This window comes from Pseudomonas sp. CAM1A, from assembly GCF_047501685.1.
GTDB lineage: Bacteria > Pseudomonadota > Gammaproteobacteria > Pseudomonadales > Pseudomonadaceae > Aquipseudomonas.
Genome location: NZ_JBFNXP010000005.1, coordinates 247385 through 261043 on the forward strand (window position 1 = coordinate 247385; position 13659 = coordinate 261043).

The window sequence follows — 13659 nt, forward strand, 5'->3', positions numbered from 1 at the left end:
GATCATCACTCGTCAGCTACGAAATGACTGCCCCAGAAACTCGGCAATCAACGAAACAACCTGCTGCTGGATCAACGCCCGCGGCCGAGCATTCTCACCATCCCGGCAAATGACGCCATCACCTGGCGCGTCTTCTTCAAGCAACGCCAGCGCGCCAGGTTTGCACATCGACAGGAAGCTGAAGTGGCTGGCGTCCTTGATCTCGACATAGCGGCTGGTCGCCGGGGGCAAGCGCTTGGCCAGGTCGGCGGACTCCAACTGTGCCGGGAGGTCTTCAGAAGGTGCGCCGGCCGCGATCACCAGTGTAGGCACCGGCAACGCCGCCAGGCTTTCAGTCGTCATGCCGCGTGACAGGCCCAGGTCCAGGGTCACGATGGCGGTGACTCGTTTGTCGCTCAGGTCGCCGCCCAGCCGGGCTTGCGCTGCCGCGTCAGGGTTGGCCAGTTTGTAGACGCCACAACTGGCCAACTGCGGATGGGCCTTGCAGTCCTGGGAAAACCGCTCGGGATCGAACCGCGACCCGGCGATTTCCAGGGCAGTCCAACCACCCAGTGAATGCCCCACCACTGCAATCTGTTGCTTCGCCACCGCCCCAAACCGATCCGGCTGAGCCTGCACCGCATCAATGGCCCGCTGCAGGTCCATGGGGCGCTGCCACAACTGGGCAGCGGCTTCAGGGTCGCGATCACGGGTGGTCGTGCCCGGGTGGTTGACCGCCGCCACTATGTAACCCCGTTGCACCAGCGCGGTGGCCAGCCATGACTGGTTGCCCCAGTTACCGCGAAAACCGTGGGAAAGCACCACCAATGGATGCGCACCTGGGGCCGGTGGCGCATCACGAACGGCGAGATCGCCGACAAACACCGGTGTATCCGCGATCAATTGTGGCGTGGCAGTGGTTGTACTCGGGTACCAGACCACCAGCTCCAGCGGGCGATCCTTTTGCCCGTCCGAGAGCTTGGAGGCCTGGAAACCGATGGGAATATCGCCCGCGAAGGCAGGTAAGTTCAGACAGATAAGAAACAACAAGCCGAGCATTGTTTTCATTGTTTTTCGTCCTTGAAAGGGTCTGCATCGATCAGCGCAGCAGGGCAATGTTCTCGTCGATCCGGCCCTGCATCATGCGCAATGTATCCGGGCTGATCATGCGCGGGTAGTGCTGCTCGGCCAACGTAGTGAACTGGCTGGCCACTGTACAAAAACGCTCGATAAGCGCCCCCGTCTTGGCTGGGGGGATTTCCGCCTCATGGGCCAGCGCCAGCATCGCCGTGCGATCGATCGCCAGGGCCTCGCCCATCACATCCATCTGGTGATAGCCCCCAGGGCCTTCGCAGAAGGTCACATCGTAGGCCGGCGCCAGCGTCCACTGCCCCGTGCGCGACATCAGGTAGGCGAAGTTCTTGGGGTGGTCGTCGCGGTTGTTGAAGGCCACGTTGAACAACGCATGGGAGTAGAGTGCTTAGGTGCTAATTCCTAGATTTTTGCTTTTATCCAGCTAAATATCACTTAACACACACAAAAATGGATTTAATTTTGGTATCGCGGTCCTTTTCCTATTCGGATCAGAAAATGTCCGAGGACAATTTCTGATGAATGAACCGTGGGAGCGGCGGCAACTTAAACCGCGAAGCCGGTGCCATCCTTCGCGGGGCCAGCCCGCTCCCACGCCCTCATCAGCTCACTAAGGACTTAGTGAGCAACATCCAGCGGCATCCGGTACTCGATCACCCCCGGCTTGTCGGCAATCCAGTCATACAACCGCTGCGCAGTCTTGTTGGCCTGCTGGGTATGCCAGTACAACCGGTCACACCGCTGCTGCCGGGCCTGGTGCTGAACGAACTCGATCAGCCGCTTGCCGATCATCCTCCCCCGCGCATTCGGGCACACGTACAGGTCTTCCAGGTAACAGAAATCATTGCGCCCCCAAGTCGAGCGGTGGAACACGTAGTGAACGAAGCCGAAGATTTGCTCGCCGTCGGTAGCCACGGCGCAGTGCATGGGCTCGGCCGGGTCGAAGAAGCGCGCCCAGGTGCGCTCGGTGATGGCTGGGCCCAGGTCCACTTGGTAGAAGGCCTGGTATTGCGCCCAGTAGGCGGACCATGGCTGCTGGTCGGCTTGCTTCACTTCGCGTACGAAAACGGGCAGTTGGGTGGTGGTCATTGTTCAAACCCCTTTGGACAACACAGCTGAATGAGTGAGGGGGCCGGCCTGTCCGTAGCGCTTGCCTTCCTTGGTGATTGCTTGCGGACCTGGGATTTATAGCGGATAAATGGCTGGTTTTTACCTGCCAATTATTCGGTAGTAACCAGACCATTTTAGGGGCGCGATCCGGCCCCTGGATTGGCAGGCATCTGTCAAATCCACCCGCCAAGGACCCAGGCCAATGTTCAAAACCGCCCAGCTGGAATCGGTAAAAGCCTGGCTAACCGATCCCGCCCATGGCGCACTGGCGCGGCACGTGCGCATCCAGCGGGCCATCCGCCAGTTGATCCTTGAGGGTGCCCTGTCGGTCGGCAAGCCGCTGCCGGCATCGCGGTCGCTGGCCAGTTCGCTGGGCGTCTCGCGGGATACCGTGGAGTCGGCCTATAGCCAGTTGCACGCCGAGGGCTTTATCGAGCGGCGCGTGGGCAGTGGCAGCTTTGTGTCGCAACGGGCCCGGTGCCTGCCGTCGCGCAAGCGCCAGCGGCCGGCACACAGCGAAGCCCCGGTGCAGTTGAGCCGCCGAGGTGAAGCGCTATTGCACAGCGGTGGCGTCCACAACTTCCAGTCGCCCCGCCCCTTCGCCCCGGGCGTGGCGGAAACCCGGCACTTCCCCCTGGCCGCCTGGGAGAAGCTGGAGCGGCAGGTGTACAAAGAATATGGCACGCGGGCGCTGGAACACAGCGAGCCGCAGGGCATGGCCCCCTTGCGCAATGCAATCGCCGACTACCTCAACCTTGAGCGCGGGGCCCAGGCATCCGCCGACCGTATCCTGATCCTCACCAGCTCGCAGCAGGCCCTGGGCCTGTGCGCCCAGGTACTCATGGACGCAGGCGACCGGGTGCTGGTCGAGGACCCGCTGTACCAAGGCACCCGCAAGGCCATCAGCGCCGCCGGGCTGCAAGGCGTGCCGGTGCCGGTGGACGCGCACGGCCTGCAGGTGGACGGCATGGCCCAGCTAGCGCCGGATGCCCGGGCGCTGTTCCTCACGCCCTCGCACCAATACCCGACCGGCGCCACCCTGTCGCTGGACCGGCGCCTGCTGGCCATCGAATGGGCGCGCCAGCAGCGGGCGTGGATCATCGAGGACGACTACGACAGCGAGTTCCACTACGCCGGCCGCCCCACCGCCTGCGTGCAGGGCCTGGATTCGCACGCGCGCACGCTGTACATCGGCACCTTCACCAAGTCGCTGGGCGCCGGGCTGCGCATCGGCTACCTGCTGCTGCCACCCCAGCTCGTCGCGCCAATGACCGCCGCGCGAACGCTGCAGGATGGCCACAACGCGTCCATCGCCCAGCTGACCCTGGCCCGGTTCATGGAGGACGGGTACTTCAACGCCCATGTGCGGGCCATGCGCAGCCTCTATGCCGAGCGACGCGACGTGCTGGCGGACCTGGTGCAGCGGCACCTGGGGGCGTTCCTGCGCCCGCAAGTGCCGGTGGGCGGGCTGCAGATGCCCTGCCACTTCGTACAGGACTTGGCGGAAGACGCCGTGGTCAGGGCGGCACGCGGAGCGGGAATCGATCTGTTGGGGCTGGGCAGCTTGTACGCGATGCCGAGGAACGATGCCGGCTTGCTGATGGGGTTTGCGGCACTGACGCCCGCCGAGATGAGGGAGGCGGTGGTGAAACTGGGGAAGGTGCTGGCAGGTTTGGCCAGATAACGCCTCGGATTGCAGGCATTAACGGCCAATATCGCAGTCAGTGCCCAGAAATCCAGGCATTGGCTTGAGAGGAGGTGCAAACAGGTGGCCCCAACGCCACAAGCTCCGGGGCTGTATTGAAAAACCCCCACCCCCTGTATCTGTCGCTGCCTAGTCCTTCGTTCCACCATCCCTTCCACACTCCCCCGGATGGCTAAAGGAACCCGCATCATGGCTGCCCTGCTGCTGCAAATGTCCCCCATAGGCCTGGTGATCGCGCTGATCCTGCTCCTGCGCCGCCCGCCCGTACAGGCCGCGCTGGCCGGCGTGGCGGGTGTCCTGCTGCTGTGGGGCCTGGGCGCCGCGCAGCCGCTGTCGACGGCGGTGTCCGGCGCGATCCTGCAAGACACACTGATCCTGTTCCTCAGTACCGCCTGCGTGATCGTCCCGGGGCTGGCCTTCGTCATCCTGGTCGAACGCGCCGGCGCGCCGCAGGCGATCGGCGCCTGGGTGCGCGAGCTGGGCTGGACGCCGCCGATGCAGGTGATCTTCATCGTGCTGGGCCTGGCGCCGCTGCTGGAGGCGATGACCGGGTTCGGGGTGTCGCTGATCGCCACGGTGCCGCTGCTGATGGGGCTGTTCTCGCGCCAAGTCGGCATGAAGATGGCGCTGGCCGGCATGGTGGTGATGCCTTGGGGCACGCTCGGGCTGGCGACAGTGATCGGCGCGTTGCTGGCGCATGTGCCGGCGCAGGAGCTGGGTAGCCATTCAGCGCTGGTCAGTGCTCCGGTGTTCCTCTGCCTGGCCGCCGTGGCGTTGGGCCTGGCGGGTGTTCGCAATGTACGGGCATGGCTCGGGCTGGGATTGATCTCGCTGCTGTTCAGCACAGTGCTGTATGCGGTCAACCGCTGGATCGGGCCGGAAGCCTCGGGTGTGCTGGCCGGGCTTGCAGTGGCCGCGGTCGGCCTGGGTATCTCCTGGGCGCGGCGCGGGGCGCTGGTGCGCTGGCCGCAGGCGGCGTGGCCGTACTTGGCCCTGCTGGCGGTGATCATCGCATCGCGGGCGTTGTTCCTGTTGTCGGGTTGGGACGGGCTGTGGGTTGTGCACGGCGCCAATGTGTCGTGGAAGCCGCTGGCTTCGCCGGGGCTGGCCTTGCTGCTGGTGGTGCTGATGATGGTCGGCCGCCAGGGCACGGGCTTCCCATGGCAGGCGCTGGTCACGCGGGCGCGGTTCCCGGTGGCGACGATCTTCCTGTTCCTGCTGCTGTCGCAGGTGATGGTCAAGGCCGGCTTCCTGGTCGAGGCGCAGCGGGCGTTGCAGGCGCTGTCCGGGGTGTCGCTGGCATCGACGGTATCGCTGCTGGCGGGGTTGGCCGGTTATGTCACCGGCTCCAATGTCGGCGGCAACACGTTGGTGATGCCCTCCATCGCGGCGCTGTCCACGGTCCACGGCCCGTGGCTGGCGGCGATGGTCAACAGCGCCGCCGGGCATGGCGCGCTGGGCTCGCTGTCGATCCTGTCGCTGATCATCGGGCTGGCCGGGGCCAACCGCGAGGAAGAGCACGGGCTGATCCGCTTCGGCTTTGCCCTGGTGCTGCTGAACATCGTCATCGTGGCTGCAACCGGCGTGGTTTTGCTCTACCTTTCCGGAGCCCCCGCCTGACACGACACAAGGCCGCCATGGACCGCAACCCCAAGCCCGACAAACGCTGGCACACCGTCAACACCTGGCTGCTGCGCCAGATCGACAGCGGCGAATGGCCCACCGGCACGCAACTGCCCTCGGTGCGCGAGCTGGCGCGGCTGTTCGACAGCAGCCTGGCCACGGTGCAGCGGGCCCTGGCGGAGCTGGAAGCCAATGCCTATGTGCAGGCCACGCCCCGGGTGGGCTATTTCGTCGCCAAGGGCGCGGCCCAGGTGCAGGGCTTTGACCTCGCCAGTGTCAGCGTCAACGTCAACCACGCGGTGGTCGCCATGCTTGCCGAGGCCGCCAGCAACGGTGGGCTGTCGTTGAGCTCGGCGGTGCTGCATGACGAACTCACGCCCCAGGTGCTGCTGAACAAATGCCTGACGACCCTGGCCAGCAAGGCCGATCAGCCGCTGGCCGGCTTGATCGCCCCGCCTGGCCTGGCCTCGCTGCGCCGACGTATCGCCGGGCTGATGCTGCAGCGCGGCGTGGCCTGCGGCCCGGATGAAATCCTGGTGACCTCGGGCGACACCGTGGCCCTGGAGCTGGCCCTGGAGGCCGTGGCCCGGCCGGGCGCCACGGTGGCCATCGAGACCCCCACCTACTACGGCATCCTGCAGACCATCGAACGCCTGGGGATGCGCGCCCTGCCCATCCGCACCCACGCCGACAGCGGCATGGACCTGGAGCACCTGGCATGGGCGCTGAAACGCAAGAAAGTCGATGTAGTCTTCCTCAACCCAACGCTGCAGAACCCACGCGGCTTCATCATGCCCGACGCGGCCCGGGCCGAGCTTTCGCGCCTGGCGCAGGCAGCGGATGTGCCGATCATCGAGGACGACATCTTCTTCGACCTGGTGAACGAAGCGCAGCGCCCGAAGGCGATCAAGCACTACGACGCGACCGGGCAGACGATCTACTGCTCGTCGTTCTCCAAGACCGTGGCGCCGGGCTACCGGGTGGGCTGGTGCGTGGCCGGGCGCTATCGGGACGCGATCCTGGCCCAGCTGTTTTCGCGCAACCTGGCGGTGTCGAGCCTGGCCCAGCGGGTGCTGGACGAGTTCATCGCGCGCGGGTACATGGAGGCGCATTGCGCGAAGCTGCGTGGGCGGCTGGCGGCGCAGGCCGAGGTGATGGAGACGCTGGTGCGCTCGGCGTTTCCACCGGGGACGCGGTATGTGGCGCCTGATGGAGGATTCATTCACTGGCTCGAATTGCCGGAAGGGACAGACATGGCGGTGTTGCGAGGGCTTGCCGCCGAGCGCGGATGCAAAGTGGGCGACAGCGGGATGTTCTTTGCCGATGGGCACTGTGGCACGGGGTTGCGGGTATGCCTTGGGCGGGTGATTACGCCGGAGGTGGTGGGCGGTCTGAAGGTACTGGCGGCTTGTGCTCGGCAGGCGCAGGTGCCTTGCCTGAGCTGAGCCGATAGGCCGCTCGATCAGCTCAGGTGCGCATGGCTGCGCAGATGCTCGGCCAGCATGTCGATGAAGGTACGCACCTTGGTCGAGCCGTACTTGCTCTCGCGATGCAGGATATGGATCGGCCACGGCGCCTCCTCGTACTCGGCCAGGATCACCCGCAACCGCCCCGTCGCCACTTCGTCGGCCACCTGGTACGACAGCAGCCGGGCGATCCCCAGCCCGGCACTGGCCGCGGCGATGGCGGCGTCGTTGCTGGTCACGGTCAGGCGTGGCTTCATGCGGATCAGTGTCGGGTCGTCGATGGCGCCGAAACGCCAGTCCGTGCGCGGTGACAGGGTCCCGGCGGCGATGACTTCGTGCTTCTGCAACTCCGAAGGATGGCGCGGCGTGCCATGGCGCTCCAGGTATTCGGGCGAGGCGCACAGCAACCGGCGCATCTTGCCCACCCGCAACGCCTTGAGGCCCGAGTCGGGCAACTGGCCAATGCGTACGGCCACGTCCATGCCCTCTTCCACCAGGTTCACCACGCGGTCGAGGAAGAACGCCGAGACGTCCACCTCGGGGTATTGCTGCAGGTAGCGCACGATGCAGGGCATGACGAACTTCTTGCCGAACAGGATCGGCGCGGTCACCGCCAGGTCACCCTTGGGCGCGGCATTGATGCCGGCGGCGGCTTCGTTGGCTTCGATAATGCTGGCGAGGATATGCCGGGTGTCTTCCAGATAGCGCCCGCCGGCCTCGGTCAGGCGCACGCTGCGGGTGGTGCGCAGCAACAGCTTGACCCCGAGCTGCTCCTCCAGGGCGCTGACAGCGCGAGTCACCGCCGCTGGCGAGATGGCCAGGCGACGGGCGGCGGCGGCGAAGCTTTCCAGCTCGCCAACAGCCACGAACACTTTCATCAGGTGGATCTGGTCCATGCCGCGCCCCACGCGTTGTCGTGGGGCGATTATCCCTGTGCGCACGCTAGAGCTCCAGCACCACGGCTTGCGCGCCGTCCTCGGCCTGGGCCGGAATCGCGCAGCAAATCAGCACGCTACCGGCTTCGGGCAGTTCGGCGGGCGGGTTCGGGTAGTGGACCTGGCCGCTGACCAGCTTGGTCTTGCAGGTGCCGCAGGAACCACCACGGCAACTGAAGTCCGGCGACAGGCCGCGGCTCTCCGCCAGTTCCAGCAGTGTGCCACCGCCGGGCGCCCAGCGCGCTTCCTTGGCTGAGCTGGCGAAGTACACCGGCACAGGTTCCCTGGCGGGCGGCGGTTGCTGCAGCGTGGGCTGGTTGTCATCGGTATGGCGGCGCAGTGTCGAGGGGCCGAAAGCTTCGGCATGGACGCGGGCGTCGGGTACATGCACCGTGCGCAGCCCCTCGTAGAGATCCTGAGTGAAGCTGGCCGGGCCGCAAAGGTAGAAGTCGTAATCGTCCAGTGGCAGCGTGGCCTTGAGCTGCTCGATGCCCAGCCGGCTGGCGAAGGCGTAGTCGCGGCCCAGCACGGCTTGGGGTTCGGGCAGGCTCAGGGCGCGGTGAATGCTCAGCAGGCCACCGGCGTGTTGCTGGAGCTCGGCAAGCTCGTGCTGGAATGGCAGGTCGCCCAGCGTACGGCCACCGTGGAACAGGTAGATACGCCGCCCCAGTCCCAAGGCCAGTTGCTCGCGCAGCATGGCGATCAGCGGGGTGATACCAACACCCGCACCGACCAGCACTAGGGGCCGGTCGCTGGTGTGATCCAGGGTGAAACTGCCCATGGGCAGGCGTACCTGCAAAGGATCGCCCACCTTCAATTGCTGGTGCAGATAGTTTGAGGCAGGCCCTTGCGCCTTGACGCTGATGCGCAGGTGACCATCGGACGGTGCGCTGGACAGACTGTAGGTGCGGATCAGCGGTGCCTCTCCATCAACCTGCAGGCGCACGGGAATATGCTGGCCGGGCGCGAAGGTCACCGCCGTACCCTCCTCGGGTTGCAGGTAGAACGAACGGATATCGCGGCTTTCCTGCTCGATACGCAGCACGCGCCAGGTCAGCCATTGGCGCTGGCGCTCACGCTGTTGCAGGCGCTGTTCGGCTTCACTCCAAGTGCCGGTCATCAGGCTGGTGGGGGCGTACTCCTGGAAGGCCCAGCGCAACGATATGGCGGCCGGGCGAACCACCAACTGCTCGATGTCCAGGGTCCAGATCCGCTCGGCCCCCTCGAACGCGCTGATCAGCGGGCTGTCGAGAATCACCTCGGTTCGCCCTGAAACCTGCAGCACATCCCCCGTGGTGAAGTCGACGAACAACAGGCCGGCAACCGGGTTGACCAGCAGGTTGCCGAGGGTGTTGAAATGCAGGTTGCCGGCATAGTCGGGGATGGTCAGGCGGTTGCCTTCGACCCTGACGAAACCGGGCCGGCCGCCGCGGTGGGACACGTCCACGGCACGTTGGCCGTTTTCCTGCTCGACGTAACTGGCGACAAAGAAAGTGTCGGCGCTTTCGATCATGGCGCGGGACGCGGCATCGAGTACCGATGAGTCCCGACGCCCCTGCGGCGGCTCGTCGACGCGAGTGTATTCGCGCAGCTGGATGTACTGGGGGCAGTTGCCGAACGACTGCTCGACCACCACCTCCAGCTGCCCGGTGCCGGCCCTGCGGATCAGGCCATTGAGCCGGTTGCGCCGCCGGGTATGCAGTTCGATCCCCAGCAAGCCGATGGCACCGCCATCCACCAGGCCCGGCGTGGCCGGGTCATCAGCGGCAGGCTCAGTGCCGATCAGCAGTTGCCGGGGATCGGGCGAGCTGACGAAGCCTTCCACGCCTTCGAGCAGCGTCGCCCAAGGGGTGCCAGCAGAATCCACGGCACCGGCCACCAGGAACGGCAACTGCTGGTAGAACGCGCGATGCTGGTCGGGCATGAAGTCGCGGATGACCTTCTGGCCGAACACCTCCATGCGCTCTGCAACACCGACTTGCTCCTGCAGCCGTTTTTCACCTGCATGCCAGGGCGATCGCATGGCGGCATTCCTCTGGGTTCAGAGCGTGGTCTGCAAACCGATGACCGTGCGTGGCATCGGCACGAAGCCCGGCAGCGCTTCGACACGGGCCATCCAGGCGCGGACGTTGGGGTACGGCTCCAGCGACACGTTGCCTTCCGGCGCGTGGGCGATGTACGAGTAGTTGGCGATATCAGCGATGGTCGCCTGGTCACCAACCAGGAACGGGCCCTTGGCCAATTCGGCGTCGATCACCTTGAGCAGGGTATGGGCGCGGCCAATCACTTCGTCGGTGTTGAACGAGGCACCGAATACCGTCACCAGGCGTGCCGCTGCAGGGCCGAAGGCCAGAGGACCCGCCGCGACCGACAACCAGCGCTGCACACGGGCGGCACCGACCGGATCCGTGGGCAACCAGCGCTCGCCGCCATAGGCCTTGGCCAGATAAACGAGAATGGCGTTGGAGTCGGCGATGACGATGCCGTTGTCATCGATCACCGGCACCTGGCCGAAGGGATTGATGGCCAGGAATTCAGGCTGCTTGTGCTCGCCCTTGGCCAGGTCGACGAAGACCAGCTCGGTAGGCAGTTCGAGCAGCGACAGCATCAGCTCGATACGGTGGGCGTGGCCGGACTTGGGGAAGTTGTAGAGCTTGATCGGGCTTGGCATGTGCGGGGCTCCAGGTCAGCGCCGGGAGTGACGCTGCTGGAGGACATGCTGCACTGGATCGTCCGACAGCAGAATCAGTGCTGGGAGCAATCCAGTATTTCGGCAGGTGGAATAATCACAATCGCGGGGCAAGTCGGGTCGCCGCATCGCCGCTCCCACACGCCCGCGCTTACGATCTCAATGACGGTGCTGTTTCTGGTACAGATACAACCCCCGCGCCGCCTCGACCACCAGTGGCACACAGGCCTGGTGCTCATCGAAGCTCATCGAATCGAGCAGCTCGAAGTTGTCTTCCAGCCCGTGCAGGGAAATGGCCTTGAGCAGACGGTCCTGTTCTGGCGGCAGCTCGCTCCACTCGGCCACTTGCGTGCCGCGCATGTAGCCGAAGCACCATTCCTCGAGAATGATCGCTGGCCCCTCCTCGCCTTCGCTCTCCTCGAACAGTGGTTCGAAGTGCTCGAGGTCATCGGCCAGCTCTTCCGCCACCTGACTGGCGTAACGCAACATCAGCGCGGTATACGCTTCTTCATGGGCAGGCTTCTTGAACTTAGGCACCTTGCCACCGGCGACAGAAGGCAGCCATTGCTCAGGGTTGACCTTGTTGGGGGAGCTGGCCAGCGCAGTGAAGAAACCGTTGAGCTCGGCGAGGTTGAGTACCGAATAATCGTTGCCGTAGGTGATCAGCAGGTCTTCGAGGCGGTCGAGTTCTTTTTCGCTGAGCGCGGGGAGCATGGGTGGGTGTCCTGAGGAAACAAAATATGGGTGCACCCTAACACATGGGAAAAGCGGCGCAGGCATTCACCGCGCCAATAAAACGATCGCGGGGCAAGCCCGCTCCCACGTTGTTCTTGCACAACGTGGGAGCGGGCTTGCCCCGCGATGAGGGTGCTACGGTTTAGACCGCCAGCGCGCGCTCACGCAGCTCGCTGTTGAGGATGCGGTCGTTCTCGCTGTAGTCGACCGGGCAGTCGATCACGTGCACGCCCGGGGTCTTGATGCAGTGCTCGAGCAGCGGCAGGAAGCCTTCGGCGCTCTCCACGCGGTGGCCATTGGCACCGTAGGCTTCGGCGTACTTGACGAAGTCCGGGTTGCCGTAGTCCAGGCCGAAATCGGTGAAGCCCATGTTGGCCTGCTTCCAGCGGATCATGCCGTAGCCGTCGTCACGCAGGATCACCACGGTGATGTGCATCCCTAAGCGAACTGCCGTTTCCAGCTCCTGGCTGTTCATCATAAAGCCGCCGTCGCCGCAGACCGAGATCACCGGGCGGTCCGGGTAGACCAAGTGCGAGGCCATGGCCGATGGCAGGCCGGCGCCCATGGTCGCCAGGGCGTTGTCCAGCAGCACGGTGTTGGGTTTGTGCGCCTTGTAGTTGCGGGCGAACCAGATCTTGTAGATGCCGTTGTCCAGGGCGACGATGCCTTCGGACGGCAGGGCGCGACGGATGTCGGCAACCATGCGCTGCGGGTAGACCGGGAAGCGGTTGTCGTCAGCGCCTTCGGCGATCTGTGCTTCGTTGGCTTCGCGGATGGCCATCAGGCGGGTGAAGTCCCAGTGGCTGGTGTCGGTCAGCGCTTCGCTGATCTGCCACACGGCGTTGGCGATGTCGCCGATCACTTCCACCTGCGGGAAGTAGACAGCATCCACCTCGGCCGAGCGGAAGCTCACGTGGATCACTTCGGTACCGCCACGGACCATGAAGAACGGTGGCTTCTCGATCACGTCGTGGCCGATGTTGACGATCAGGTCGGCCGCTTCGACAGCACGGTGAACGAAGTCACCCGAGGACAGCGCGGCGTTGCCCAGGAAACGCGGGTGACGCTCGTCGACCACACCTTTACCCATCTGGGTGGTGATGAACGGAATGCCGGTCTTGTCGATCAGTTGCTTGAGGACCTTGGCGGTCATCTTGCGGTTGGCGCCGGCGCCGATCACCAGGATCGGGTTACGGGCGTTCTTCAGCTTCTCGACGGCAGCTTCGATGGCCACGTGCTCGGCCAAGGGGCGACGGTGCAGGCTGCGCGGGATCGGCAGTGCGTCGGTCTGCTCGGCGGCGATGTCCTCCGGCAGCTCCAGGTGCACGGCGCCCGGCTTCTCTTCCTCGGCCAGGCGGAAGGCTTCACGCATGCGCGCAGGGATGTTGTCGGCCGAAGCGAACTGGTGGGTGTACTTGGTGATGGGGTCCATCATGCCGCACACGTCGATGATCTGGAAACGGCCCTGCTTGGACTTCTTGATCGGCTTCTGGCCGGTGATCATCATCATCGGCATGCCGCCGAGATACGCGTAGGCGCTGGCGGTCACCAGGTTGGTGGCACCGGGGCCGAGGGTCGACAGGCTGACGCCGGTCTTGCCGGTCAGGCGGCCGTAGGTAGCGGCCATGAAGCCCGCGGATTGCTCGTGGCGGGTCAGTACCAGCTTGATCTTCGACTTGCGCAGGGACTCGAGCAGGTCGAGGTTTTCCTCACCGGGAATGCCGAACACATACTCGACACCTTCGTTTTCCAGGCATTGCACAACGACATCGGCGGCCTTGGCCATCTTGCTTCTAACCTCAAGTAATAGGACGGTGAAAGTCCAGAAATGCGCAGCACGGTACGCTGGCATCGCTCGGTCCGGGTGCCAGGTTTGCCCCGAACCTAAGCCTTGACGCAGGGTAGGTGCGGGGAAGTCACGTAATTGTGACGGCAATATTGTCGCACCTGTGAGGTGGTGGTGTGAGGTAGCCGACGAGCAAAGGATATTTGCATGATCGTCAGCAAACAGATCCCCTGTAGGAACAGAATACCGTGGGAGCGGGCTTGCCCCGCGATTAGGCCGGATCAGGCGGTGATGTTGCCTGGGCTGGCCTCATCCGGGCGGTGCGGCGTTCCGACAAGCCCGATCCCACGTTGTGTGTTTCAACAGTAGGGGCGGTGCTGGTTTTGGAACACGGAAAAGACAAAACCCCTACCTGCTCGCGCAGATAGGGGTTTTGCGAAATGAATCTTGACGATGACCTACTCTCACATGGGGAAACCCCACACTACCATCGGCGATGCATCGTTTCACTGCTGAGTTCGGGATGGGATCAGGTGGTT

The 13659-nt window shown here is 64.6% G+C and carries 10 protein-coding genes, 1 rRNA gene and 1 pseudogene; 3 read left to right on the forward strand and 9 right to left on the reverse strand.

What is annotated here, in order from left to right:
- Positions 1 to 12: 12 nt before the first annotated feature.
- From ABZO33_RS15425 to ABZO33_RS15435, 3 genes and pseudogenes are all read right to left on the reverse strand, one after another.
- Positions 13 to 1047, reverse strand: a complete 1035-nt coding sequence (locus ABZO33_RS15425; protein WP_414536734.1) for an alpha/beta hydrolase family protein — start codon at positions 1045 to 1047, stop codon at positions 13 to 15.
- A gap of 31 nt (positions 1048 to 1078) precedes the next feature.
- Positions 1079 to 1453: pseudogene (locus tag ABZO33_RS15430) on the reverse strand (HipA domain-containing protein); the annotation flags it as partial.
- 236 nt (positions 1454 to 1689) lie between these two features.
- Complete coding sequence (locus ABZO33_RS15435) at positions 1690 to 2160, reverse strand: GNAT family N-acetyltransferase (protein ID WP_414536735.1); 471 nt, start codon at positions 2158 to 2160, stop codon at positions 1690 to 1692.
- Between the two features lie 223 nt (positions 2161 to 2383).
- On the opposite strand from ABZO33_RS15435, the gene ABZO33_RS15440 reads away from it, so the two are divergent.
- The 3 genes from ABZO33_RS15440 (at position 2384) to ABZO33_RS15450 (ending at position 6954) form a co-directional block, all read left to right on the forward strand.
- On the forward strand, positions 2384 to 3865 hold the full coding sequence (locus ABZO33_RS15440) for a PLP-dependent aminotransferase family protein (RefSeq protein ID WP_414536736.1): 1482 nt from the start codon (positions 2384 to 2386) through the stop codon (positions 3863 to 3865).
- Between the two features lie 210 nt (positions 3866 to 4075).
- Entirely contained in the window at positions 4076 to 5506 is a 1431-nt protein-coding gene (locus ABZO33_RS15445; RefSeq protein WP_414536737.1) for a transporter, read from the forward strand.
- A gap of 17 nt (positions 5507 to 5523) precedes the next feature.
- Entirely contained in the window at positions 5524 to 6954 is a 1431-nt protein-coding gene (locus ABZO33_RS15450; protein ID WP_414536738.1) for a PLP-dependent aminotransferase family protein, read from the forward strand.
- Positions 6955 to 6971: 17 nt separating this feature from the next.
- Here ABZO33_RS15450 and ABZO33_RS15455 read toward each other — a convergent pair whose 3' ends face one another.
- The 6 genes from ABZO33_RS15455 to rrf form a co-directional block, all read right to left on the reverse strand.
- Positions 6972 to 7871, reverse strand: coding sequence for a LysR family transcriptional regulator (locus ABZO33_RS15455; protein ID WP_414536739.1), 900 nt, complete (start codon positions 7869 to 7871; stop codon positions 6972 to 6974).
- A gap of 46 nt (positions 7872 to 7917) precedes the next feature.
- Entirely contained in the window at positions 7918 to 9933 is a 2016-nt protein-coding gene (locus ABZO33_RS15460; RefSeq protein WP_414536740.1) for a pyridoxamine 5'-phosphate oxidase family protein, read from the reverse strand.
- An 18-nt stretch (positions 9934 to 9951) separates the two neighbouring features.
- Positions 9952 to 10581 (reverse strand): glutathione S-transferase family protein, encoded by a 630-nt coding sequence (locus ABZO33_RS15465; protein WP_414536741.1) that lies wholly within the window; start codon positions 10579 to 10581, stop codon positions 9952 to 9954.
- A 177-nt stretch (positions 10582 to 10758) separates the two neighbouring features.
- Entirely contained in the window at positions 10759 to 11313 is a 555-nt protein-coding gene (locus ABZO33_RS15470) for a UPF0149 family protein (RefSeq protein ID WP_414536742.1), read from the reverse strand.
- Positions 11314 to 11476: 163 nt separating this feature from the next.
- Positions 11477 to 13120 carry an acetolactate synthase large subunit gene (locus ABZO33_RS15475; RefSeq protein ID WP_094011782.1) on the reverse strand — a complete coding sequence of 548 codons (1644 nt, stop codon included), beginning with the start codon at positions 13118 to 13120 and terminating at the stop codon, positions 11477 to 11479.
- Between the two features lie 445 nt (positions 13121 to 13565).
- Positions 13566 to 13659 (reverse strand): 5S ribosomal RNA (gene rrf / locus ABZO33_RS15480); the annotation flags it as partial.